24 protein-coding genes are annotated in these 25,278 nt (G+C 46.6%); 22 read left to right on the top strand and 2 right to left on the bottom strand.

The genetic code is table 11. The features are described 5' to 3' along the window. Positions 1 to 9 precede the first annotated feature (9 nt). Genes mreC through minD form a run of 4 tightly spaced genes read left to right on the top strand, consistent with a single transcriptional unit; the run spans position 10 to position 4,858 of the window. The gene (mreC, locus tag Ami103574_RS11280; RefSeq protein ID WP_163067112.1) at positions 10 to 828 is read left to right on the top strand and encodes a rod shape-determining protein MreC; all 819 of its coding nucleotides are present in this window, start codon (positions 10 to 12) and stop codon (positions 826 to 828) included. Beyond that, a complete protein-coding gene (gene mreD / locus Ami103574_RS11275) occupies positions 825 to 1,334 on the top strand; it encodes a rod shape-determining protein MreD (RefSeq protein ID WP_163067111.1) in 510 nt (169 codons plus the stop codon). The genes mreC and mreD overlap by 4 nt, the downstream gene beginning before the upstream one ends. Then, positions 1,319 to 4,111: a penicillin-binding transpeptidase domain-containing protein gene (locus Ami103574_RS11270; protein ID WP_163067110.1), complete on the top strand. Its 2,793-nt coding sequence runs from the start codon at positions 1,319 to 1,321 to the stop codon at positions 4,109 to 4,111. Before mreD ends, Ami103574_RS11270 begins: the two co-directional genes overlap by 16 nt. 18 nt (positions 4,112 to 4,129) lie before the next feature. Further along, the gene (gene minD, locus Ami103574_RS11265) at positions 4,130 to 4,858 is read left to right on the top strand and encodes a septum site-determining protein MinD (RefSeq protein ID WP_163067109.1); all 729 of its coding nucleotides are present in this window, start codon (positions 4,130 to 4,132) and stop codon (positions 4,856 to 4,858) included. Positions 4,859 to 4,967: 109 nt separating this feature from the next. Here the strand turns inward: minD and rodA are convergent, their stop codons facing one another. Beyond that, on the bottom strand, positions 4,968 to 6,074 hold the full coding sequence (gene rodA / locus Ami103574_RS11260) for a rod shape-determining protein RodA (protein ID WP_163067108.1): 1,107 nt from the start codon (positions 6,072 to 6,074) through the stop codon (positions 4,968 to 4,970). A 279-nt stretch (positions 6,075 to 6,353) separates the two neighbouring features. On the opposite strand from rodA, the gene rny reads away from it, so the two are divergent. The 11 genes from rny (at position 6,354) to Ami103574_RS11205 (ending at position 17,482) form a co-directional block, all read left to right on the top strand. Next, positions 6,354 to 7,883 (top strand): ribonuclease Y, encoded by a 1,530-nt coding sequence (gene rny / locus Ami103574_RS11255; RefSeq protein ID WP_163067993.1) that lies wholly within the window; start codon positions 6,354 to 6,356, stop codon positions 7,881 to 7,883. Between the two features lie 185 nt (positions 7,884 to 8,068). After that, complete coding sequence (locus Ami103574_RS11250) at positions 8,069 to 9,256, top strand: cysteine desulfurase family protein (protein WP_163067107.1); 1,188 nt, start codon at positions 8,069 to 8,071, stop codon at positions 9,254 to 9,256. 91 nt (positions 9,257 to 9,347) lie between these two features. After that, positions 9,348 to 10,538, top strand: coding sequence for a tRNA uracil 4-sulfurtransferase ThiI (gene thiI / locus Ami103574_RS11245; RefSeq protein WP_163067106.1), 1,191 nt, complete (start codon positions 9,348 to 9,350; stop codon positions 10,536 to 10,538). Between the two features lie 109 nt (positions 10,539 to 10,647). Beyond that, positions 10,648 to 11,031 carry an anti-sigma F factor antagonist gene (gene spoIIAA / locus Ami103574_RS11240; protein ID WP_163067105.1) on the top strand — a complete coding sequence of 128 codons (384 nt, stop codon included), beginning with the start codon at positions 10,648 to 10,650 and terminating at the stop codon, positions 11,029 to 11,031. Continuing rightward, positions 11,021 to 11,458, top strand: a complete 438-nt coding sequence (gene spoIIAB / locus Ami103574_RS11235) for an anti-sigma F factor (protein ID WP_163067104.1) — start codon at positions 11,021 to 11,023, stop codon at positions 11,456 to 11,458. The genes spoIIAA and spoIIAB overlap by 11 nt, the downstream gene beginning before the upstream one ends. Next, the gene (locus Ami103574_RS11230) at positions 11,448 to 12,191 is read left to right on the top strand and encodes a sigma-70 family RNA polymerase sigma factor (RefSeq protein WP_246213134.1); all 744 of its coding nucleotides are present in this window, start codon (positions 11,448 to 11,450) and stop codon (positions 12,189 to 12,191) included. Before spoIIAB ends, Ami103574_RS11230 begins: the two co-directional genes overlap by 11 nt. A 293-nt stretch (positions 12,192 to 12,484) precedes the next feature. Next, positions 12,485 to 13,630, top strand: a complete 1,146-nt coding sequence (locus Ami103574_RS11225) for an acyl-CoA dehydrogenase (protein ID WP_163067102.1) — start codon at positions 12,485 to 12,487, stop codon at positions 13,628 to 13,630. A gap of 21 nt (positions 13,631 to 13,651) precedes the next feature. Next, positions 13,652 to 14,446 carry an electron transfer flavoprotein subunit beta/FixA family protein gene (locus tag Ami103574_RS11220; RefSeq protein WP_163067101.1) on the top strand — a complete coding sequence of 265 codons (795 nt, stop codon included), beginning with the start codon at positions 13,652 to 13,654 and terminating at the stop codon, positions 14,444 to 14,446. Positions 14,447 to 14,465: 19 nt separating this feature from the next. Next, the gene (locus Ami103574_RS11215; RefSeq protein ID WP_163067100.1) at positions 14,466 to 15,746 is read left to right on the top strand and encodes an electron transfer flavoprotein subunit alpha/FixB family protein; all 1,281 of its coding nucleotides are present in this window, start codon (positions 14,466 to 14,468) and stop codon (positions 15,744 to 15,746) included. Between the two features lie 181 nt (positions 15,747 to 15,927). Next, positions 15,928 to 17,088, top strand: coding sequence for an NAD(P)-dependent malic enzyme (locus Ami103574_RS11210; protein WP_163067099.1), 1,161 nt, complete (start codon positions 15,928 to 15,930; stop codon positions 17,086 to 17,088). 166 nt (positions 17,089 to 17,254) lie between these two features. Continuing rightward, on the top strand, positions 17,255 to 17,482 hold the full coding sequence (locus Ami103574_RS11205; RefSeq protein ID WP_163067098.1) for a 4Fe-4S binding protein: 228 nt from the start codon (positions 17,255 to 17,257) through the stop codon (positions 17,480 to 17,482). A 117-nt stretch (positions 17,483 to 17,599) separates the two neighbouring features. Here the strand turns inward: Ami103574_RS11205 and Ami103574_RS11200 are convergent, their stop codons facing one another. Next, positions 17,600 to 18,184, bottom strand: a complete 585-nt coding sequence (locus Ami103574_RS11200) for a Maf family protein (RefSeq protein WP_163067097.1) — start codon at positions 18,182 to 18,184, stop codon at positions 17,600 to 17,602. Between the two features lie 128 nt (positions 18,185 to 18,312). Between Ami103574_RS11200 and Ami103574_RS11195 the strand changes: the two genes are divergently transcribed. The 7 genes from Ami103574_RS11195 (at position 18,313) to Ami103574_RS11165 (ending at position 25,003) form a co-directional block, all read left to right on the top strand. After that, positions 18,313 to 18,792 (top strand): SpoVA/SpoVAEb family sporulation membrane protein, encoded by a 480-nt coding sequence (locus Ami103574_RS11195; protein WP_163067096.1) that lies wholly within the window; start codon positions 18,313 to 18,315, stop codon positions 18,790 to 18,792. Between the two features lie 12 nt (positions 18,793 to 18,804). Further along, positions 18,805 to 19,899 carry a stage V sporulation protein AD gene (locus Ami103574_RS11190; protein WP_163067095.1) on the top strand — a complete coding sequence of 365 codons (1,095 nt, stop codon included), beginning with the start codon at positions 18,805 to 18,807 and terminating at the stop codon, positions 19,897 to 19,899. A gap of 12 nt (positions 19,900 to 19,911) precedes the next feature. Beyond that, on the top strand, positions 19,912 to 20,265 hold the full coding sequence (spoVAE, locus tag Ami103574_RS11185; RefSeq protein WP_163067094.1) for a stage V sporulation protein AE: 354 nt from the start codon (positions 19,912 to 19,914) through the stop codon (positions 20,263 to 20,265). 119 nt (positions 20,266 to 20,384) lie between these two features. Further along, positions 20,385 to 21,008 carry a DUF4125 family protein gene (locus Ami103574_RS11180; protein ID WP_163067093.1) on the top strand — a complete coding sequence of 208 codons (624 nt, stop codon included), beginning with the start codon at positions 20,385 to 20,387 and terminating at the stop codon, positions 21,006 to 21,008. Positions 21,009 to 21,033: 25 nt separating this feature from the next. Beyond that, positions 21,034 to 21,897, top strand: coding sequence for a tetratricopeptide repeat protein (locus Ami103574_RS11175; protein ID WP_163067092.1), 864 nt, complete (start codon positions 21,034 to 21,036; stop codon positions 21,895 to 21,897). After that, a complete protein-coding gene (locus Ami103574_RS11170; RefSeq protein ID WP_246213133.1) occupies positions 21,894 to 22,838 on the top strand; it encodes a DUF4037 domain-containing protein in 945 nt (314 codons plus the stop codon). Before Ami103574_RS11175 ends, Ami103574_RS11170 begins: the two co-directional genes overlap by 4 nt. A gap of 50 nt (positions 22,839 to 22,888) precedes the next feature. Continuing rightward, a complete protein-coding gene (locus tag Ami103574_RS11165; protein WP_163067091.1) occupies positions 22,889 to 25,003 on the top strand; it encodes a sigma-54 interaction domain-containing protein in 2,115 nt (704 codons plus the stop codon). Positions 25,004 to 25,278 lie beyond the last annotated feature (275 nt).

The following is a 25,278-nucleotide window of genomic DNA, read 5'->3' as shown; positions in this document are numbered from 1 at the left end:
GCATGAAACATGAGGTTTATCAGAGAACATAAATTATTTAGCTTATTGATAACAGTCCTGTTGCTTTTGAGCATCACCATCATTGTCTCTTACAAGACAGGAGGGAAGCAGGGCTTTATAGGCGATTTGCTCCAGACTGGTACGACGGCTGTCCAGAAGCCTCTGTCAGGAGGTACAGACACCGTAAAAGGCAATGCCAGAGGGCTATTGCAATTTAAACAGGTGGTAGCAGAAAACGACGAGTTAAAGGATGAAGTCAGCAAACTTCAACAGCAGGTGATTAAGCTGACTATGAAAAAGGATGAGTTGCAGCAGCTGCAGGAGCTATCCAATGTGTTAAATTATGAGAGCGTGGCAGACAGCCAGAATGTGGTTTCTGCAAACATCGTTTCGCTGGACGGCTCCAACTGGTTCAATCTCTTTACCATCGACAGAGGTGAGGAGAGCGGCATTAAGAAGGACTGCATTGTTATCAATGGGGATGGTTTGGTGGGACGGGTTTCTCAGACGGGCCCGGGTTGGTCCAAAGTGGTATCCATCATCGATGAGTCCAACAGCGTTAGTTTTATGGTGCTCCGAGATATGAGCTTGATTGGCATTGTATCTGGAGACAGCAGCGGCTCGCTGTCGGGTTTTATGTTGGATAACAAGGCCAGTGTTATGGAAGGGGATGAGTTGGTGACTTCCAACTTAGGGCTTTATCCAGCTGGCATTAAAATCGGCAAGATTAAATCGGTGGAATACAACAGCGATACCCAGCTGAAAACAGTGAAGATTAAGCCAAGCGTTTCCTTTAAGAGCTTGCAGAAGGTGGCGGTCATAATATGAAGAAGAGATGGGCCGCCCTGATTTTTTTCGTCGCATTTTTGTTGCAGGGAACAGTATTACATCTATTTTCCATTTATGGTGCTACTCCAAATCTGATTTTGTGTCTGGTGGTAATTTTCTCTTTCTTATATGAGGATTTCAACGGGCCTGTTTTAGGAGTAGTTTTTGGCTTGCTTGCAGACGTGTGTATGGCCCAATATGTGGGCGTGGCGGCCCTTACCTACCTGTTGGTGAGTTTGTTGGTTATCCATATGAGAGAGACCATTAACAAGGAACATTTGGCTTCAATCATCCTCGTTTCGGTAGGATCCACCGTTCTTTACAACTTTATATATTTTCTGATTCGGTCAGGATTAGGCAGCAGCTATTCTCTGCTATACTGGTTAAAGTTGCAGCCCTTATACATCCTCTATAATTCCCTGATCGTGTTTGTCCTGTACCTGGTCTTTATCAAGCGGGTAGTTAAGTATAGAAATGACAGGTATCTGATATGGAAAAAGCATTAAAATCGAGATATGGTCAGATTGTGTTGGTCGTCATCGTACTGATGGTGATTTTGTTTTTACGGTTATTTGTCCTGACTGTTATGGAAAATGAAGTGTGGAAGGAGAAAGCCACCAACATAAGCACCAAGAGTATTTACACGAAAGCGCCCAGAGGGGAAATCCTCGATCGGTATGGCCGGGTCATCGCTGGCAATAAGCAGGCTTTTACGCTGCAAATTAATGCAGGGGAAGCTACGGACGAAGAGGTGAACCGGGTGTGCAGTGAAGTCGTTCGCATTTTGGAAAAGAATGGCGAACAATACTTTGATAATCTGCCTATCATCATGGAAAACGGCAAATTTTCCTATACTTATGATAACGATATTGCAGAGTGGCTGACGGAGCAGGAGATGCCCACAAATTTTACAGCCCAAAAAGCTTTTGATGAGCTGCGGATTCGCTATGAGATTGGCGATGCCCTGGACAAGTACGAGGCTCAATCAGAATTACAGAATGTATATAAGATTTATCCACCTATTTCAGTAAAAAATATGGAATTCACCAAAGAACTGGACAAACAAAGTTTTCTTGGCAGATATAAATTAGATAAAGAGACTTTAACGGAAAAAAAGGAAGCCAATACAGAGCTTTCCGCAGAAGAGGCTTTTGAGCGGCTGCGGACCTACTTTGCCATCGACCCTATGGTTTCCAATGAGCAGGCTAGAAAGATTATGGTCATTCGCAACGAGGTCAAGGCCATGGGTGCACGAAAGTATTTACCGGCCAGCATTGCTAAGGGGATTTCTGACAACACCATCGTGGAAATCGAAGAGCGCAGTGCAGAACTCCCTCAGGTGAAGGTGGTGTCGGAGACTATGCGCTATTATCCCAACATCAACACGGCCGCCCATATTATTGGCTATCTGGGGCAGATTTCTGAAAGCGATAAAGAACATTACGTGGACAAATTAGGCTACAATGCCAACGACCTAATTGGAAAAGAGGGGATTGAAAGCGGCTATGAGACGACCTTAAAGGGTAAAGATGGCATTAAAGACGTTCAGGTTAACGCTATCGGTGAGCTAGTCCGCACGATTAGTGAAACAGAGCCTCAAAAGGGTAAGGACGTATACTTGACCGTCGACCTAGAATTGCAGAAAACTGCCGAAGATGCCTTAGAGCAGGCACTGAAGCAAATTCAGGTAGGCGGAACATTTAAAAGCGAATATGGTAATTACCATTATTCCACTGCCTATAAAAACGCAAATGTCGGAGCCGTAGTGGCTATTGAGGTGGAGACCGGAGATGTACTGGCTTTGGCCAGCGCGCCGGATTTCGACCCAAACTTGTTTGCCAGTGGAATCAGCAAGGAGGACTGGAACGCCTTGCAAAGCCAGAATCCCAGAGACTCTATGTCTCCAGCACCTTTGTACAACGTTGCCACGATGACGCCGGTACAGCCTGGTTCCACCTTTAAGATGGTTACGGCTACGGCGGCTCTGGAGAGCGGCTTGGACCCAAACCGTAAACTTCACGATGGTGGTGTGGTCATGGTGGGAAATCGGCCTTACGCCTGCTTGATTTGGCACAGAAGCGGCGGCTCTCACGGTAATATTGACCTGGCAGAGGCTCTGGAAGTGTCCTGTAATTACTACTTTTATGATATTGCTACAGGCAAGGACTATTACAAAGGAACCAAGCTGGGGTACAATAAGCCCATCAGCATTGATATCATTACTTCTTACGCGGAACAGTATGGGCTAGGAAAGCCTACCGGCATCGAGATCCCCGAGCGGGTAATCGGCGTGCCGACGGCGGAAAAGAAGATGGAGCAGATGAAATCCAGCCTGCGAACGGTGCTGAAGGGTAAGGCAGAGAAATACTTTGAGAAAAGCACCCTTCAGGACGAGGAAAAGCTCAACAAGAGCATAGACGTTATCGTCGGCTGGACGGAAGAAAATCCAACAAAGAATGTGGTAGTTAAACGGCTGACGGAAATGAAGCTGGGCGTCAAGGAGAACATGATTGATTCTCTGGCGGATTTGTGCAAATACACCTACTTTAACTATGCAACCTGGACCTTGGGTGATGAGTTTAACATCGCTATCGGACAGGGAGAAAATGCCTATACGCCATTGCAGATGGCCAATTACGTGGCTACTTTAGGCAACAAGGGCGTTCACAATCAAGTGAGTCTGATTCGAGCGATTGAAGACCAGCAGCCGATTGAGCGGGAACCAGGCACCAAGATTGAACTCAGCAATGATAAGTATCTTGATGACATTATCGAAGGCATGAAGCTGGTGGTTAACGGCTCGAAAGGGAGTTTACGGAGCATCTTTGCTGGTTTCCCCGTGGAAGTAGCCGGTAAGACCGGTACAGCGGAAAAATCTGGTAAGATTCATCCACCTGACGAAGTGGCCTACATCCAGCAGCACCTCCGGCAGATTAACGGAAAACTGACCTTTGAGCAGGTGGAAACAGAGATGAAGCGTCTGATGAAGGCGGAACCGGATATTTACAGGACAAAGGATGGTGCAGTACGCCAGGCGGTAATCAACCTGAGCAAAGGCACAGTGGACTATGAGAAGATCGATGCCTATAAGAGCAATTACGATAACTTCGCTTGGGTGCTGACCATGGCCCCTGCGGACAATCCAAAGATTGCTGTGGCAGTTATGATTGTTCAGGGCGGTACGGCAGGTTATGCTGCACCGGTAGCTCGCGAAGTCATCGGCAAATATTTGCAGTTAGATAAGACATATGAGAATTTTAGCTTGAGTACAACCATACAATAAACTAGGAGGCAAGAGACCATGGGCAAAGTTATTTTGATAGCATCTGGAAAAGGCGGGGTGGGCAAGACAGTCTTTACCGCAAACGCCGGTGCTGCGCTGGCACAAAAAGGGTACAAGGTGGTCCTGATCGATATGGACATGGGACTGCGCAATTTAGATTTGTGCCTGGGCCTGGAAAATAAAGTTGTCTATGATATCGCCGATGCCCTTACCGGTCTATGCCGGATTAAGCAGGCCTTGATCCGGGACAGGCGGTTTGAAGAGCTCTACTTCATTTCTGCTGCTCATCATCGGGACAAGGGCGATTTGACGCCGTTGCACATGCAGGTGCTCTGCGAAAAATTGAAAGCCCGTTTTGACTATGTGCTGGTGGATGCACCCTCTGGTATTGGAGATGGTTTGAAAATGGCCGCCGCCGGTGCGGACACCGGGGTTATCATCACCACCCCCGAGCACGTGGCGGTCCGGGATGCAGATACCCTGGACCGGATTTTGCAAGGGATGAACATCAAGGAACGGATGTACATTGTCAACAAAGTAAAGGCTGACTTGATGAACTTAGGGGTGGTGCCCAACATCAGCGAGATTAATGACATGTTGAAGATGCCGATGACGGGTATTATCCAATACGACGATAACATTCACATTGCTGCCAATAATGGTATTCCGGTGGTCCTGAAAAAGGGCACCTACATAGCGGAGAACTTCAGTCACATTGTGGAACGGATGGTGGAAATAAAGCCATGAAAAAAACGATTCAGTCTCAGTAGAGATTGAATCGTTTTTTTTTCGTCTTTACAGCAATTGGCTCCCATTACTTTTCAGCAGAAACGGAATCCGTAGGTTTGCTGAGGTTTTAAAAGTTAATAATCTTGCTGCGGATTCCTACGTTGAGAATCAGGCCTAAAGCAATCAGATTGGCCAGTACGGAGGAACCACCATAGCTGATAAAAGGCAAGGTGATACCGGTAACCGGCATAATGCCCATGGTCATGGCAATATTTTCAAACACTTGGAAGCCAAACATGCCGATGAAACCCACAGCAATCAAGGCCCCAAAATCATCTTTTGCGTTGTAAGCAATCTTGGCAATGCGGTAGAGGAAAATGGCGTACAACAGGATGACCACTGCACCACCAATCATGCCTAATTCCTCTACGATGACGGAATAGATAAAGTCCGATTTCTGTACGGGCACAAATTTTAGTTCTTTCTGAGTACCTTGGAAAAGACCCTTGCCGAAAAAACCACCGGAGCCAATGGCTACTTTGGACTGCCAAACCTGATAGTTGCCCCCTAGCCCCAGGTTGGTCGGGTGGAGAAAGGCATCGATCCGCTCCTTTTGATGAGAAGCCATGAATCGGTACACGATGGGCAGCGAGATGGCAAAGAGGCAGGAAAACTTGCCTAAAATACGATAATCAATACCCGCATAAAAGACCATGGCCAGCCAGATGAAGCAGAGGACAATGGCTCCGCCTAAATCCTCCTTGAGGACGATGACAATAAAGGGAGAGGCGTACAAGGCTGACATTAGTACTCCCTTATAGCTCCACAGGTTGTCATGATTTCGTCGGAAGTACAGAGCTAAGAGAATTACAAAAGTTATCTTAACAATTTCTGAAGGTTGAAAATTCATGATGCCCAGGTTTATCCAAGCTCTGGAGCCGTATTGTTCGACGCCCAAGTGGGGAATGTAGACAGTCAGCAGCACTAAGACAGACGTAATGTATAGGGGCCTTTCCCAGTTTTCAAATACCTTATAGTCGATGAGCAGGACCAGCGCTATGGCTGCAAATCCCAAGAAGTAAGCTACTATTTGAATAGTCACATACTTGTTGAACACAAAATGCCCCTCGGAAGCCGTGCTGCTGATCATGACAATGCTGATAAGTGCGAAGCACAGTGGTAAAATTACCAAAGCTCGGTCTATATTTTTAAAGAGATTCCAAAAATACTTCATAGTTTGCCTTTCATTCATCTTGACATGGAGTTGCTTTAAACATTATAATAGTATTGTGTCATTATATCAATAATTAATTAAGTAATGCAAAGATTTATTTGGCTGTAGGCCTTGCCGCAGCATAATTTTTTGTGGGGCTGAGAAGCCTATTTCAACAATGTTTTTATGTTTTTTTGAACCTTGGCTGCCTAGAACCGGCGGCTGTAAGGACAAGTTCAAGTGTTGTATGAATATGGGAAGTAAACGTAGAAGGAGGTGTTTTATATTACAAATGTGCTGATGCAAGTATTGATTGGATTGATTATCTTAGCCGCAGGGCTATTGGTTGGATATATAGTCAGAAAAACTGTTGGAGAGAAAGCCATAGGGAGTGCCGAACAGAAAGCGAGAAATTTAATTCTTGATGCGGAGAACAAGTCTGAGACCATCAAGAAGGAAATTACTATAGAAGCCAAGGAAGAAGCTCACAAAATGCGAAATGAAATTGAGCGTGAGGTTCGGGAAAGAAGAGCAGAAATCCAGCGATCAGAGAAGAGACTGATTCAAAAAGAAGAGACCTTAGATCGAAAGATTGATAATTTAGAAAAAAAAGAAGAAGGCCTCACCAAGAAAGAGCAGTCTTTAGTTGAAAAAGAAAGTGAGCTAGACGGCTTTATCGAAAGACAGGTGCAGGAATTAGAACGGATTTCCGGTTACACGGCGGATGAAGCAAAATCGATTCTGCTGTCTAACGTTGAAAAGGACATCCGGGTGGAAGCATCTGTGATGATTAAGGAAATTGAGTCGAAGGCGAAGGAAGAAGCGGACAAGAAAGCAAAAGAGATTATTACCGGGGCCATTCAGCGATGTGCAGCTGACCATGTGGCCGAAAGTACGGTCTCCGTTGTCGCTTTGCCAAATGATGAAATGAAAGGCCGAATCATCGGTAGGGAAGGAAGAAATATCCGAGCCATCGAGACCCTGACAGGGATTGATTTAATTATTGATGATACACCGGAAGCCGTTATTTTATCAGGGTTCGACCCGGTAAAGCGTGAAATTGCCAGAATTGCTTTGGAAAAGTTAATCGTCGATGGACGAATTCATCCAGCGCGAATTGAAGAAATGGTAGAAAAAGCGGAAAAGGAAGTGAACACCACCATCAAAGAAGCAGGAGAACAAGCGACCTTTGAGATTGGCATTCATAACTTCCACCCAGAGTTGATTAAGTTGCTGGGACGGTTAAAGTATCGGACCTCTTATGGTCAGAATGTGCTCAACCATTCCATTGAGGTTGCTCACTTGGCAGGCCTCATGGCCAGCGAGCTGGGTCTGGATTCCAAACTGGCCAAACGAGCTGGTTTGCTCCATGACATCGGTAAGGCACTGGATCACGAAGTAGAAGGAACCCATGTAGACATCGGTATTGATGTACTGAGAAAGTATAAGGAGTCCGAAGCTGTCATCAACGGTATGGCGGCCCATCATGGAGACTATGAAGCCAAGAGCCTCGAGGCTGTGCTTATTGCAGCCGCAGACGCCCTTTCAGCAGCAAGACCGGGAGCTAGGCGGGAAACGCTGGAATCCTATATTAAGCGTTTGCAGAAGCTGGAAGAGATTGCTACCACTACGCCGGGAGTGGACAAGGCCTATGCCATTCAAGCAGGTCGTGAGATTCGCATTGTGGCCAAGCCGGAAGAAATCAAAGATGAAGAAGTCGTATTCCTGGCTCGTGAGATCTCCAAGAAGATTGAAAGCGAGTTAGAATATCCGGGACAGATTAAAGTCAATGTGGTTCGGGAGACTAGGGCCATCGATTACGCAAAATAATATTATGATGAAATGAATTGAAGACCCTGCAGTTTGTTCTGCGGGGTCTTTTGGACGTCTGCCTCTCCTGGGTTGCCGAAAAAAAACGGTGAACAGGAAGGACGTCTGTGGTATACTCGTAGAAGACAACGAAGCAGCAAGGGGTTCATCAGGCAGATCCCTGCAAATAGAGAGGACAAAAGCATATGTTTGTATATTTGGATAACAGCTCGACCACCAAGCCATACCGGGAGGCAGCGGAGCGGATGATGATTTTCCTCCAAGAGGATTTTGGCAATCCCTCTTCTCTGCACCGACTGGGATTGACGGCGGAAAAAGCGGTAAAGGCAGCCAGAAAAAGTCTAGGGGATGCCATGGGAGCCAGGGAAGAAGAAATCATTTTTACTTCCGGCGGTACAGAAGCAGACAATACGGCTTTAATCGGAGCAGCTGCTGCCCGTCAACGTCGGGGACGGAAGGTAATCACCACGGCAGTGGAGCATCCGGCTGTGCTGGAGGCTGTCGAACGGCTGGCACACACCGGATTTACCGTAGAGCGTATCGGCGTGGATCAAAAAGGTCTGGTGGATATGGATGCGTTAGCAGCAGCCCTGTCTGAGGATACTATTCTCATTTCCGTCATGGGGGTAAACAACGAGGTGGGTACCATTCAACCTATTCAGGAGATTGGCAGCCTCCGTCAAGTGTACAATGAAAAGCACGGTACGGATATTCTTTTCCATACCGATGCCGTGCAGGCTTTCGGCAAGCTGCCGGTTTTAGCTCGGGATGCCGATCTGATTTCCCTCAGCGGTCATAAGATTCACGGGCCTAAGGGTATCGGTGCATTGTACATTCGCAAGGGATTGTCTATAGAGCCCTATCTGCTGGGAGGAGGCCAGGAACGGCACCTGCGGTCGGGAACAGAAAATGTGCCGGCTATCGCGGGTTTTGGACAGGCCGTACAGCAAATGAGCAGCCGCATGGAAGAACGGATGAAAGCCGTATCTGCCGCCCGGGCCCGCCTGCTAGGTGGGATTCAGGCAGAAATTCCGGAAGTGCGGCTAAACAGTCCGGAAACAGACAGTCTTGGCTGGGATGGTGGTCTTTGCTGTCCTTCTGTGCTGAACGTCTCCTTTCTGGGAACCCGGGGAGAGGTTTTACTCCATTCTCTGGAGCAGGCAGACATCTACGTATCTACGGGCTCGGCCTGTTCCTCTAACAAGAAAGGGCAGAGTCACGTATTGAGAGCTATGGGACTGAAGGACAAGGAAATTGAAGGAGCAATCCGTTTCAGCTTTAGTGAGTTTAATACCATGGAAGAAATAGACTACGTAGTAGAGCAGTTAAAACAAGCGGTGGGCCGATTTAGAAAATTGGGCAGCTTTCGGTAAGGCGTATAGGGAAGAAGAACGCTCTCGAAGCTAGTGCTGACAATATATAAGGAAGGAAGCAGCTCAGGCTGCAAGGAAAGGAAATAAACAGATGACAGATGATCGAAATATTTTTATTGTGCGCTGCGGGGAAGTAGCCCTGAAAGGCATGAACAAGCCGTACTTTGAGCGGATGCTGGTAGATCGGATTAAGAAGATGCTGAAGCGGTTTGAAGGAGCCGAGGTTCGGCGCCACGAGGGTCTGATCTTTGTGCGGACGGACAAGAGCTACCCTAAGGCCGAGGTAATCGGGCAGATCTCCAAGGTCTTCGGTGTAGCCTCCATCAGTCCTGCTTTGGAAGTGGAGTCGGATATGGAGAAGATTGGAGAGGCGGCTGTAGCGGTTATGTCTCAGCTGATTGAGGAAAAAGGTGTAAAAACTTTTAAGGTGGAAGCAAAAAGAGCGGATAAAACCTTTCCAGTTACCTCGCCGGAAATCGGCCGGCAGATTGGTGCCAAGATTCTCATCGGCTGTAAGGTGTTGAAGGTAGATGTGCACAATCCGGAGTGTCTGCTGTTCGTGGATGTACGGCGGGAGAAGTCCTATATTTACGAGCAGAAAATTTCTGGATTTGGCGGACTGCCGTTAGGAACCAATGGCAAGGGGATGGTGCTGTTGTCTGGAGGCATTGATTCGCCGGTGGCGGCTTGGATGATGGCCAAGCGGGGCATGATGATTGAGGCTGTCCACTTTCATTCTTATCCTTACACCAGTGAGCGGGCTCAGGAAAAGGTGGAACAGCTGGCAGGTATTGTCGCCACCTACTGCGGTCGTTTTAAAATGCACGTGATTAACCTGCTTCCGATTCAGGAGCAGATTGTTCAGAACTGTCCAGAGGAGGAAACCACTATTCTGGTTCGACGGTTCATGATGCGAATTGCGGAGCAGGTAGCTCAGAACACCGGCTGCACCATGCTGATTACCGGTGAGAATTTAGGCCAGGTGGCTAGTCAGACAGCAGAATCCTTGGTGGTCACCGATGCTTCCGTACAAATGCCAGTTATGAGACCGCTGATTGCCATGGACAAGGTGGATATAATGGACAAGGCTCAGGAGATTGGAACTTTCGAGACGTCTATCCAGCCCTATGAGGATTGCTGCACGGTATTTTTGCCGAAACATCCTAGCACCAAACCTAAGCTGGAAAAAATCTTGGAATCGGAAAGCCGCTTGCAGGTGGAAGAACTCATTGAAGCGGCCATCGCTTCCAAGGAAATGGTCCACATATTTCCCCGAGATTAGTTTCGACAAAAATAGAATGAAACCCCCTTATTCTCTTAAGGACAAGTTATTTCAGAAAGCATATAATGAAATTGTTGGAAATACTTGCAGCGTGTGAGGGGGTTTTAACATGCAGACTTATTTGGACTTTCAGATGAAAGACGATGTTTTGATAGTAAGTATCGTAGGCGATCTGGATCATCATCAGGCAACTCAAGCCAGAGAAGAAATTGACCGGACGATGGACGCCTTCAAGAGTAAAAATATGATTTTAAATTTTTCAAAAGTGGAGTTTATGGACAGCTCCGGCATCGGGGTCGTCATGGGAAGATATAACAAGGTGAAGGAACGAGGCGGTGAGATTCGAATCTGCGGCTGCTCTAAATACGTGCGGCTTATACTGGAAATGGCAGGAATCTTTACCATCATCCGCTGCTGCGATGACTTGTACGAAGCCCTAGAGACCTTTCAGGTAATGGAAGAACAGATGGAGGTATCAGCCAATGGTAAATAAGGTAAAGATTGAATTTTTAAGTCTCTCTGCCAACGAGAGCTTTGCCAGAACAGCGGTGGCCGGATTCTTTGCGGAGCTGGATCCCACCATTGAGGAGATTGCCGAAATTAAGACCAGCGTGTCGGAGGCCGTGAGCAATGCCATCATCCACGGTTATAAAAATGAACCCACTGGCGTAGTCTCGGTGGAATGCAGTTACGACGAAGATCGGACCATTTTTTTGTCTGTTGAGGACAGCGGAGTGGGCATTGAAGATATTCAAAAGGCCAGGGAGCCCTTGTTCACCACCGGGAGTACGGAAGAACGGGCTGGTATGGGTTTCACCGTTATGGAGAGCTTCACAGACCGGGTGGAAGTAACCTCTAAGCCGGGAGAGGGAACTAGGGTATCGATGATGAAGAAGTTGGATGCCGGGTATGAGCTATAGTTACACAGCTGTCAGAAAAGAAGATACCTATGATCTAATTCAGCGGGCCAAAGAGGGCGATGAAACAGCACGGGAGCTGTTGGTCTCGCAAAATACCGGTCTGGTCAAGAGCTTGGCTTTAAAATATGTAGGTGTCGGCTATGAATTGGAGGATCTGATTCAAATCGGCTATCTGGGGTTACTGAAATCTATTGACCGCTTTAACCCATCTTACGATGTCATGTTTTCTACATATGCGGTGCCGATGATTTTAGGTGAAATCAAGCGGTATATACGGGATGACGGGCGGATAAAGATTAGCCGGCAGATGAAGCTAGACATAAGAAAGTTAAAACAGGCGCGAGAAGCCCTCTATTATAAGAATGGCACCTCCCCTAAGTTGAGTCAGCTGGCCCAGGAGATGGGCGTGCCATCGGAGCAGGTGCTGGAAATTATGGAAGCGGAAGATGCCCTGTATAATCTGCAGAGCATGGATGATCCGGAAAGTCTCCAGCAATATAGCGCTGAGGGTAGTCAAGGCTATCAATCTGCCGAGGAGAACTTGGTGGATGTCATTTGTTTAAAAAATATCATAGGTAAGCTGGAAGAAAAGGAAAGAAAGATTATTGTGCTCAGGTACTTCCGGGATATGACTCAGCAGCAAATTGCTAATTTGTTAGGAATATCACAAGTTCAAGTCTCACGCATAGAAAAACGGGTGTTGGAAAACATGCGCCTGAGTTGTGAAAAATAGTCAGATTTTACAGGGTAAAAGCTACTTTTGCCCTGTTTTTTTCGGCAAATTTGTCAGAACTTTTTGATTATTACTGGAAAATCTAGGATTTTGTATAAAAGCCGGGAAATGTGCTAAAAAGTGCTTGCAAATATAAGTGAAGTGGTGTTAAATATATATTGTATGCTGTTATATATTTAACTAACATGAGCTTATGAGGATTTTAGGTATGAAAACTCAAACACATAAGCGAGCGTAAGGACACTTTTCTCCTAGGGAAGTGCGCCGTTATTATAATTTAAGGAGGCATTTACATGAACTTTCAACTAACGAAAGAACAAGAATTTGTAAGAAAAATGGTAAGAGAGTTTGCTGTTAATGAAGTTGAACCGCTGGCTGCTGAAATTGATCAGGAGCACAGATTTCCGGTTGAAACAGTTGAAAAAATGGCAAAATACGGTCTGCTTGGCGTTCCGTTCCCTACTGAATACGGTGGAGCTGGCGGAGATGCTCTCTCCTATGCCATCACAGTAGAAGAACTGTCCAGAGTATGTGCGTCAACAGGCGTTATCTGCTCCGCCCACACATCCCTTTGTTGCTGGCCAATCTTTGCTTGGGGTACAGAAGAACAGAAGAAGAAGTACCTGCCGGACCTGTTATCAGGCAAGAAGCTGGGTGCGTTCGGTTTAACTGAGCCAAATGCAGGTACAGATGCTGCTGGACAGCAGACGAGAGCTATAAAAGACGGCGATCATTACATCCTGAACGGTGCAAAAGTGTTCATTACTAACGGCGGATACGCTGAAACGTTCGTGGTAATGGCTATGACTGATAAATCCAAGGGAACCAGAGGCGGCATTTCTGCATTTATCGTAGAAAAGGACGACGAAGGCTTCTCCATTGGAAAGACCGAAGACAAGATGGGTATTTGCGCATCTTCTACTACAGAGCTGGTTATGGTAAACTGCAGAATTCCTGCTGACAGAATGTTAGGCGGAATTGGCGACGGCTTCAAAGTTGCTATGTCAACACTGGACGGCGGCCGTATCGGTATCGCATCTCAGGCGCTGGGTATTGCACAGGGCGCATTTGATGTAACTGTAGAATACATGAAGGCTAGAAAGCAGTTTGGTAAGAAGCTGTCTCAGATGCAGGCGCTGCAGTTTGAGGTTGCTGACATGAAGACTCGCATTGAAGCTTCCAGACTTTTGATTTACCAGGCAGCAGATCTGAAGGAAAAGCACCTTCCTTATGGTACACAATCTGCTATGGCGAAGCTGTTTGCAGCAGAAACTGCTATGCATGTAACGACTAAGTGCGTTCAGTTACACGGCGGTTATGGTTACACGAAGGATTATCCAGTAGAGCGAATGATGAGAGACGCGAAGATTACTGAAATCTACGAAGGAACATCTGAAGTTCAGAAGATCGTCATTGCAGCAGCTGTACTGGGTAAATAAAGAAGAGGGAGGAAATAGAAAATGGCATTTAAGATTATCGTATGCGCAAAACAAGTTCCTGATACAAACGAGATTAAGATTAACCCTAAGACAGGAACGCTTATCCGTGATGGCGTACCTAGCATTTTGAATCACGATGATGCAAACGCTTTAGAAGAGGCTTTAAAGATTAAGGATCAGTATCCTGATACTTATATTACTGTTATCACCATGGGCCCTCCGCAGGCAAAAGATTTGCTGTTTGAATGTCTGGCTAAGGGCGCAGATGAAGGCGTTTTAATCTCCGACAGAGCAGTAGGCGGTTCTGACACTTGGGCTACTTCCAACACGTTGGAAGCTGCTGTAAAGAAACTGGGTCACTTTGACCTGATGTTTGCTGGTCGTCAGGCTATCGACGGAGATACAGCTCAGGTAGGACCTCAGTTGGCTGAAAAGCTGGGCATTCCTCAGGTAACTTACGTAGAAGAGTTCAACATCGATGCAAACATGAAGGACATCACAGTGAAGAGACAGATGGAAGACGGTTATGAGCTGATTAAGCTTCAGACTCCTTGCATGCTGACTACCATCAAAGAACTGAACGATCCAAGATACATGTCCATGAAGGGTATCTTTGGACAGAAGGAGATCAAGGTTTGGAATGCAGCAGATATCGAAGTAGATCTGGCTACAGTAGGCTTGGAAGCTTCTCCTACAAACGTATTCCGTTCATTTACACCGGCTCCAAAGGGCAAGGGTGTAACAATTGAAGGGGACACGGTAAATGATGTTGCAAAGACACTTTTAGTAAATCTAAAAGGTAAGCACGTAATCTAAGCGGAGGAGGATTTATACAATGGCTATTCGAGTAATAAATGATAAATGTAAAGGCTGCAAGCTTTGTATTAAAGCTTGTCCATTCGATGCAATCGACATGGAAGGAAAATTAGCTGTTATCAACGAAAAGTGTACAGCTTGTAAGGCTTGTATTTCTAAGTGTCCGTTCGATGCCATCGAAAATACAGGCGGAGATGAAGTTGTTGACTTAAGCGCATACAAGAACATCTGGGTATTTGCTGAGCAGAGAGAAGGCAAGCTGATGAACGTGGCTCTGGAGCTGATTGGCGAAGGACACAGATTGGCTAGAGAAATCAGTGAAGATACAAAGGTATGTGCTGTTCTGGTAGGCGATAGCGTGGCTCACCTGACTGATGAGTGCTATGCATACGGTGCAGAAGAAGTAATTCTGATCGAGCACCCGCTGTTGAAGCAGTACACGACAGATGCTTATACAAAGGTTCTGACAGATGCTATCGACGTGCATAAGCCGGAAATCGTACTGTACGGTGCGACACACATCGGCCGTGACCTGGCTCCTAGAGTAGCAGCTAGATGCAACACTGGTCTGACTGCAGACTGCACTAGATTAGACGTAAAGGTATCCAGCTACATTGACTATGCAAATAAGAATACAACATTAGATACATCTACACTGGACCCATCCGATCCATCCACTGGCATCAAGCAGACTCGTCCTGCTTTCGGTGGTAACCTGATGGCTACTATCATCTGCCCTAGAACAAGACCGCAGATGTCCACTGTACGACCTGGTGTAATGCAGAAGAGAGATAAGGTTGAAGGCGCAAAGGGTATCCTGACCGTATTCAAGCCAGAAGTGAGCCAGGACGATATTCATGTTCAGATTGTAGAAATCGTAAAGTCTGCTAAGGAAATGGTTTCCCTGACAGACGCAGACATCATCTGCTCCGGCGGAAGAGGTCTGGGCGATGCAGCTGGTTTCGACCTGATTAAGAAGTTTGCCGATAAGGTTGGCGGTGTAGTAGGTTCTTCCAGAGCAGCTGTTGATGCTGGCTGGATCGATCACTCCCACCAGGTAGGCCAGACTGGTACAACTGTAAAGCCTAAGATTTACTTTGCTTGCGGTATTTCCGGTGCTATTCAGCATTTGGCTGGTATGCAGACTTCCGACATCATCGTAGCAATCAACAAGGACCCAGATGCACCGATTATGGAAATGGCTGACTATGCTATCTGTGGCGACCTGTACAAGGTAATTCCTGAGATTATCGCTGAGTGGGATAACGCAGAAGCACTGTACGACGCAACAACAAAATAAGATGAACGCTTTCTGCTTTGGTCCAGAACGCAGCCCTCGGGGTGTGTCAGGCTTAGCGGAAGCATGGGGCGAATGACGCAGTCATTCGCCTTTTTTCTGTAAAGTGCCAGCAGTTTTCCTTTTCTATAGATGGATTTTATTGGTAAAAGGAGATGGATGATAGAAAGAAATGGAGAAAAAGATGAATTATTTTGAAGAAGCATTGAAAAGGCACGCCGAGACAAAAGGCAAGATTGCTATTGCCTGCAAGATGAAGCTGGAAGACAAGGATGATCTGAGCATCGCCTATACTCCCGGAGTGGCTCAGCCTTGTACAGAAATACATGAGGACCCCAGCAAGGTCTATGAATACACCTCCAAGGGCAATTTGGTGGCGGTGGTGTCTGACGGAACAGCCGTGCTAGGACTGGGGGATATCGGTGCCAAGGCGGCTATCCCGGTTATGGAAGGAAAAGCGGTACTGTTTAAAAAATTTGGAGATGTGGATGCCGTGCCCATTTGTTTGGATACCAAGGACCCAGAAGAAATCATCCGCACGGTGAAACTGCTGGCTCCTTGCTTCGGAGGAATTAATCTAGAGGACATTTCTTCCCCTAAGTGCTTTGAAATTGAACGGCGTCTGGAGGAAGAGCTGGACATTCCGGTATTTCATGACGATCAGCACGGAACCGCGGTGGTCGTAACGGCGGCCCTGCTCAATGCCCTGAAGCTAGTAGGCAAGGACATCGACCAGATCAAGGTTGTCCTCAATGGCCCGGGAGCTGCGGGAACCGCTATCATCAACATGCTTTTGGTTGCAGGAGTAAAAAATGTGGTAGCCTGCGATTCCAAAGGTACGCTTTATGAAGGACGAGAAGAAGGCATGACTCCGTATAAGAAGGAGCTGGCGAAAAAGACGAACCAACAGCAATTGAAAGGCGACTTGGCTGAGGCGGTAAAAGGTGCAGATGTTTTCGTAGGTGTATCCAAGGCTAATGTTCTGTCTAAGGAGATGGTGGAAACCATGAATTCGGATGCCATCGTCTTCGCCATGGCCAATCCGGTACCGGAAATTCCTTATGAGGAAGCCTTGGCGGCAGGAGTAAAGGTTATGGGCACAGGCCGATCAGATTATCCCAATCAGATTAATAATGTGCTGGCATTCCCGGGCATTTTTAAGGGCGCTCTCCAGGCAAGAGCCAGGGATATTACTTATGACATGAAGCTGGCAGCAGCTTATGCCATTGCTGAGTTAGTTTCAGAGGAAGAACTGAAGCCGGAATACATTATTCCGTCTCCTTTTGATTCACGGGTAGCAGAGCATGTGGCCCGGCGAGTAGGCGAGGCAGCTAAAAAGCAGTGAAGCTTTTATCTTTAAGATAGTAAGATCTGTTTGGGAAAACGGCACCAGCGGTTGAATGGTGCCGTTTTGTCTGCATAAGATATAAAAGCCTCTAGGCGGTTCTTTCTTCTTATGTTACAATAGATAGAAAAAACGCCGAGGATGAGAAGAAAGGCAGGAAGCAGATATGAGCGAAATAGAAAAAACAGAAAAGAAACCTAGAGGAAAATATGTGGCCCACATTGACGGCAGCAAATGTATCGGCTGCGGCGGATGTAAAAGAAACTGCAAGTTTGATGCCATATCCAGAGGGAAGGAATATTACATCATCGATAAAGATCGATGTACTGGTTGCCGGATTTGTGTGAAAGTCTGTCCGGCAGAAGCCATAGATTATGGAGAGCGAGAAGAGTAGGGCACTACTTATAGCAAGGCCCGTAACGTATGCTGCAAGTTTGCAGAATACGTTACGGGCCTTTTTTGTTTGTTACTCTCTGTATCCATTTCTAGCTTTGCTTCTAAGTCGCTGCTTCTATTTAAAAAGTTTTTCAGCCTCTTTTTCAATCCGCTTCCAGGGAAAGCCAATGACGTTATCCAAATCCCCTTCAATATGGTCTACATAACGGCCAAATTCACCTTGGATGGCGTAGGCACCAGCCTTATCATAGGGCTCTGGGGTATCTAAATAAGCATTTAACTCCTGAGTAGTAAAATCCTTAAAAAATACTTTCGTTACTTCACAAAAACAGTGACGAATAGAAGTACCTGCTTGCAATAGGCATACTCCGGTGGCCACAAAATGGGACTTTCCTTTTAAATCCCACAGAATGTCGTAGGCGTCTTGCCTGTTCTTTGGTTTTCCAATAATTTTATCGCTGTAGACTACTGTGTCGGCAGCTACAATCACTGGGTTGTTATGGTCTGAACTCAACACTTTTTCTTCTACAAACAAGGCTTTTTTCAGGGCCAGGTACATGACGGCATCCGCCATACCCGCGCCTTCCGGGATGGTTTCATCCACATCTGCCGGCATGATTATCGGTTGGATACCGTGCTGGCGCATCATGTCAATCCGTCTGGGAGATGAAGATGCTAAAATCACGTTTTCTTTGAACATAAATCCGTCTCTCTTTCAAATAAATTTCACTTTCTATTTTACCATAAAATATGGAGATTCCAAGCGGGTGTAATTTAAAAGATATGGGAAATACTATAACAGAATCAGAAGGAACGGAGGAAAAAAATATGGAAAACAAAGATCAGCAGCAACAGCAGCAAAAAAAGGCGGTGGCAAAAGCCTATGAAAAATATGCGGATCAGTTTACCCCGCGGCCCAAGTACTTTGCCAATTGTGTACGGGCTTTTTTTTCGGGAGGAGCTATCTGTCTGGTAGCGCTGATTATTAACAATGCGCTGATGGGAAGCGGGTTGGGCAAGGAGGCTTCGGGAAACTTTGTGACCATTATTCTTGTCTGCACGGCCCAGCTTCTAACCGGAATTGGCGTGTTTGATACCATTGCCAAGTTTGCCGGAGCAGGAGTCATCGTGCCAATTACAGGGTTTGCCAATTCCATGGTAGCACCGGCCATGGAATATAAAAAAGAAGGGTTGGTGTTAGGTGTGGGTTCGAAACTGTTTAGTCTGGCGGGACCCGTGCTGGTCTGCGGCATTACAGTGGCCACAGCCATCGGCTTGCTCTATTGGGCAGCCTACAAATTTTTTTAGGGAGGTGCAAGTATGACATACAGTAAAGCTAAAAATAAGCTGGGAAAACAGACTTTAGCCTTTTCGAATAGACCTCTTATCGCCAGCGGAGGAGCTATTGTGGGGGTAAAAGAAGGTCAAGGGCCGTTGGGAAGCTGGTTTGATATGGTTTTAAAGGAAGATACTTTTGGAGAGAAAACCTGGGAAAAATCAGAGAGCAAAATGCTGAAAGAGGCCGTTCAGATGGCCATGGCCAGGGGGGGGAAAGAACCCAAAGACATAGAGGCCATCCTTACGGGAGACTTGCTGAATCAGCTTATGTCCTCTGCCTTTATGGCCAGGGACATGCAGATTCCGTTTATCGGTCTCTATGGAGCGTGTTCCACCATGGCTGAAAGTTTGCTGATGGGCAGTGTTCTCATCGATGGAGGCTATTGCAATCACATTGTTGCAGGAGCATCCAGCCATTACTGTACCGCAGAGCGGCAATTTCGAATGCCTTTAGAACACGGCAATCAGCGGCCCCCTTCCGCTCAATGGACGGCAACGGCTGCGGGCGCTATTTTGCTGGCCGCAGGTAAACAGGACATTCTAGAAGAACGGCCGCTGGTGATAGATGGTAGCAGCAGTGCACCATCCACGGAAAAAAGAGTTTGCGTCACCCATGGTACCCTGGGCAAGATTATTGATACGGGTCTAAAGGACTCCAATCAAATGGGCGCAGCTATGGCTCCGGCCTTTGTAGATACGGTGCTGAATCACCTGGAGGATACGGGCAGGCAGCTGGCGGATTATGACTTAATCCTCAGCGGAGATTTGGGGTATGTAGGAAAGCAGATTGCTGTTGATCTGCTGGCAGATGCAGGTATTCCGATGAAGGATTTACTCAATATATATGATGATTGCGGCGTGATGATTTATGAAAAGGAACAGGATACCCATTCAGGAGGCAGTGGCTGCGGCTGCTCCGCTAGTGTTTTTACCGGCTATGTGTACAAGCAGATGAAAAAGGGACAGCTAAAGCGTGTCTTGTTGATCTCCACCGGGGCGCTGCTATCCACGATCAGCCCCGGACAGGGGGAATCCATACCTGGAATCGCCCATGCAGTATGTGTGGAGACCTGTTAGGAGGGAAGAACTATGGAATATATTTATTGCTTTTGCATTGGGGGATTAATTTGTGTGGTAGGCCAAGTTCTGTTGGACACGACCAAGCTGACAGCCCCGCGGATTTTAGTCATTTTTGTGGTTACGGGAGCTATCCTGCAAGGTATGGGCATTTATGAGCCGCTGGTAAAGCTGGCAGGAAACGGGGCTACGGTGCCGCTGCCGGGGTTTGGCTATGCCCTGGCCAAAGGGGCCATGGAAGGGGCTCAGGATGGGTTTCTGGCAGCCTTGACCGGAGCGGTTAAAAGTACGGCGGCAGGGGTAGCTGTGGCCATTGCTTTTGGCTATTTGGTGGCGGTAATTTTTAATCCGAAATCCATTCGTTAAGGGACATATTCTGAATAATTTTGATCATTCTTCAAATTAATGTAGTTACAACTTTCGCGGAAGATGGTAAGATAGAAGGTAGAAACTAGAGGAAAAAGATGTTGAATTGAGGGATGATCATGTTTGGTTTTAAAAATGAGGAAGAGCGGCGAATAGCCGTAGAAAGCATCGTCAAAGATGAATGGGATATGTTTCAAAAGGTCCAGAACATTGGCGGCCGAGCTGGGTGCCAGAACGATTGGAATACCTTTTATATCATGAGAGCCAGCCAGTACAGTGCCTGGAATGATCTGATGCTTAAAAGCTATGCAAAGGATTTAAAGGATGCGGCAGAACAGGGGCGGAACCTGATCACAGAAAAGTACGCATACATGATGGAATATACCGATCCGCTATATTTTAAACGAGAGCTGGAACCCCACCTGCCTCAACTAGACCTAGAGACCATGAACATGGTAGAGGAAATTTCATGGTATCTGGTAGACTGCGAAAAAGAGCTAGCCAAAGCGTTTCCAAAGCTAGCCGGAGCCGGCAGGCCCATTGAAGAGGCTGGGGGCTTCACGTCCCTCCAATCTTATGCAAAAGGAGAATTGAAAACCTATTCCAGAAACACCTTGGAACTATACCTGGACCACGTGCGGGCAAACCGGGCAGCTGGAAAAAATTTAGCATTTACGGTGCAGGATACTACGGTGAAGATGTATGGGTACGCGTCCATGGAGGATGCGGAGCGTAAATTATAGTATAAGAAATGGATTGGATGAATATATGGATTTGAATGTATTTTTTAACGAACTGGATTCGATTTTTAAAAGAGGAAACATAAAAGAGGCAGAGCGTGTTTCCCTAGAATGGATGGAAAAAGCACAGAAAGAAGGAAATGTTCCAGCTATTCTGGCTATTGCCAATGAATTGGGTGGGATTTATCGGGTGACCAGCCGCTTTGAAGAGAGTCAAAACGCTTACAGCATCGCCTTAAAGGCCGTGACGTTATTACAGCTGGAAAATACGGAGCAGCACGGAACGACTTTGTTGAACCTAGCCAGTGTATATGCGGCCGCCAAAAATAATCAGGAAGCGTTGAAACTATATGAGCAGGCTGCTGCCATCTATGAGAATTGCGGCTTGCACAAGGATTATAGACTGGCCGCTCTATACAACAACATCAGCCATGTGTACGATGAACTAAATGACTTGATTCAGGCAGAGCGCCATGCCGCGCGGTCCTTGGAGATTATTCAGGTATTGCCGGAATTCCCTATTGAGATGGCTACTACCTGCACCTCCTTGGCCTGTATCTATTTAAAACAGAATCGGTATCACGAGGCAGAACGCAACTTGTTTACCGCCCAGCAGATTTTCAAGAATCAGGGCGGAAAGATGAATCCACACTATGCCGCCACATTAAGTGCCTTGGGAGAGCTGTATTATCATACCAACCAGTATGGGTTGGCTATTCAGCATTTTGAGCAGGCCTTGGAGTTGATTAAGAGCAGCTACGGGGAGAATATCTCTTATGTGGCCACTTGCAAGAACCTGGCAAAGGTACACGAAGCAGTTCAGGACTTGGCTAAAAGAGATGAATACAATAAGCAGGCTGCCCAGGTGGAGGAAAGGATTCGAAAGATATGAGGATGACAGGATTGGAGCTGTCCAAGGCATATTATGAAGCTTTTGGCAGCAGCATGATACATAATCAGTTCCCGGAATACGAGAAATATGCGGCGGTAGGTCTGGTTGGAGAAGGTTCTGAGTGTCTGGGCTTCGATGATGGTTTGTCAGAAGATCATGACTTTGGACCTGGCTTTTGCATTTGGCTGCCGGAGGAAATCTATCGGGCTATGGGATCGCAGATGCAGCAAGCCTATGAACGGCTACCGAAAACCTTTGAAGGCAAGACCCGCATGGAAACCCTGGAAGGACAGGGCCGGGTGGGCGTTTTCAACATCAGCGACTTTTATAAAAAATATATTGGCTGTACCAGCAGTCCACGAACTAATGTACAGTGGATGATGCTGCCGGAGACGTCCTTGGCCACGGTTACCAGCGGCAAAGTCTTCACTGATCCGCTTGGCGAGTTTTCGGCTATTCGTAACGACCTGTTGAAATTTTATCCGAAGGATATCTTTTTAAAGAAGTTGGTGGCCCGCATGGCAGTCATGTCCCAATCCGGCCAGTATAATTATGAACGCTGTATGAAGCGGGGGGAGTTCGCCGCAGCCTATTTGGCCTGTGGAGAATTCGTCAAAGCAGCTGTTTCGGCAGTATACTTGCTGAATCGAAAATATATGCCGTTTTATAAGTGGATGTTTCGGGGCATGGACCATCTGTTTTATTTGAAAGAGGTCAAGGGGTTATTGGAGCAGTTGGTATTGCTGACGGATAGTGCAGAGAATACGAGCAGAAAAGTAGAATTGATTGAAGCGGTCTGCATCGGTATCCGCAGGGAACTGAATCGGCAAGAGATTGTTCAGGGCACAGATAATTTCCTGCAGAATCACTGCTACGAGGTGATGAAGGCTATTGCGGATGAACAGATTCGGCAGCTGCCTATTATCTATGATTGCAAGTAAGGGCAAAATTTGCTACTTTTGAAAAATAAATAGCTAGGTGAGAGTTAAAGATGAATCAGATATCAGATAAGTGCCTAGGCGGCCACATCAAGAGAAAAAAGTTAGCTATTGTGGCCGGATCAGAGGCTACGAAAGAAACCCTCTGCCAGCAGATGCGTCAGTTTTTAGCCGACTGTGTGGATATTCAGGGCTATTCCGAGGAAATCCCGGTTCAAGAGCCTATTAAAGCGGACTTGGTAGTTATGAGCTCCAAAATTTTAGCCGAAGAGATGGCTGGATTTGTAGAAGCAGGCTGCCCGGTGTTGATTGTCAGACGGTCTTTAAACGTGGAGCACATTGAAAAACTTTTCGGCATTCCCAAGGGAACCAGCGTCTATTTTGTCAACGATTTGAAGGAAAATGCGCACAGTTGCATTGAAGCCTTGAAAGAAATTGGCATCGATTATCTGGACTTGATTCCGTATTATCCCGGCTGCCGGGTGTATAAGAAAGCGGATATGGCCATCACCGCCGGAGAGCTGGCTCTGGTGCCGGAATCGGTGGGAAAGGTCATTGACCTGGGAGCGCGCAGCATCGATATTTCCAGCATCGTCGAGATTCTTCAGCAGCTGGATTTGATGGAAGAGAAGCTGAGTTTGGTATCGGAGAATTATAAGGAAAATATGGTCCGCTTCAGCAGTCACTTGTATCACCTGTTCGATGAAGCTGCCAACATGAACCAGTACTTGGGGAAAATCCTCAATCAGATCAACGATGGCATTATTGCCTATTATGGAAACGGTATTTTATCTATCTTCAACGAGAAGAGCCGAACGATGTTCGGTCCGGCTGCTGCGGGGGACTTTGTTCATAACTTGGCTATGGATCGGCAAATAAAAGAGTATTTGCTTTCAAAGGAGGATATGTCCGACCGCTTGTTTCGACTGGATCATCAAGAATTGATATTCAGCAAGGTGCGTATTGAGAAGATTGATACCACTGTCTGTACTATCAAAAACGCCAAGGAAAACAAGGATATCGAAGTCAAACTGCGTCAAGATTTGATTCGTAAAGGCTATATTGGAAAATATCGTTTTACCGACATCGTCGGCAGCTCCCCTGTCATGCAGGAGGCCATACATATTGCGAAAAAGCTGGCGAAATCGGACTTGAATTTGTTGATTTACGGGGAGAGCGGTGTAGGCAAGGAATTATTTGCCAGTGCCATCCACAATGAGTCCTTGGGAAACAGAGGACCTTTTGTAGCCATTAATTTCAGTGCTCTGCCAGAAGAACTGGCGGAGAGTGAATTGTTTGGCTATGAAGAGGGTGCTTTTACAGGTGCTAAGAAAGGCGGACGGCTGGGAATCTTCGAGCAGGCAAACCAGGGAACCATTTTTCTAGACGAGATTGGCGATGTTTCACCTCGAATTCAGGCACGGCTCTTGCGGGTACTTCAAGAAAAGGAGATTCGTCGGGTAGGTGGCAGCGAAAATATCCCTATCGATGTGCGGGTTATTGCCGCCACCAACAAAGATCTAGTTCAGATGTGCAGGGAGGGGCAGTTTCGAGAAGACTTGTATCACCGGCTGAAAAATTTCTATTTGAAAGTGCCGCCCCTCTGTGCCCGACGGGAGGATATTGACCTGCTGGTAAACCACTTCCTTCAGAAGCACGGTTGCCGACAGTTACAGATTTCCGCGGAGGTTATGGAGCTGTTGCGAAGAAACCCTTGGCGGGGCAACGTGCGGGAGCTGGAAAATGTTGTGGAATATTTGATGGCGGTGTGTGACAGCGGTATAGTAGAGACAGCACATCTGCCGGAAGGCTTCTTTGAGGATATCCGAAGTGGCTGGGAAGGAGCTTCTGGAGAGGCTCCAGACAAAGATTTGAATCGTTACACGGAAAGCCTATGGGAAAAAGGAAATCTGGCAGAGTACCTGTTCTTTTTAAACCTGATCAAGACTTATACGGATAAGGGCTGTACGATTAGCAGGCGAACGATGACCCTTCGAGCTCGGGAGCAGTTCCCTTATCTGACTGAAGAGCGAGTGCGAAAAAAGACAGACGACTTACAGGAACTGAAATTGATTACCAAGTCTGTAGGCCGAGTAGGTATGCGGCTGACTATAAATGGGATGAAATACATAGAATATAACAACCAATTTGCCCCAATTTATTCCTAAAGGAGAAGGGGTGGAGATCAGGCAAGAGAAGAAGATTTTTCGCAGCAAGCTTTTTCTTTTGCCTTTGGCATTTTTTGAAAGGAGATTGAAAAAGTTGAAGACCTTGATTTTTACCAGATTTACCGGGGAGTCCCCCTAAGAAGCGGACTCTTTGAAAAGGGTATTCTGTATTCATTTATTCGGTGAAAATATTTGGCATGTTAATTGCTTTATATTTAAAACAGGTTAGTAGGTGTATGCCTAACAGAACTTTGTAAAAAATGGAAAGGAGGGAA

It is taken from the genome of Aminipila butyrica (assembly GCF_010669305.1).
Taxonomy (GTDB): domain Bacteria; phylum Bacillota; class Clostridia; order Peptostreptococcales; family Anaerovoracaceae; genus Aminipila; species Aminipila butyrica.
Note: the sequence above shows the minus strand (reverse complement) of the source record. Positions and strands in the feature narration are given on the sequence as shown.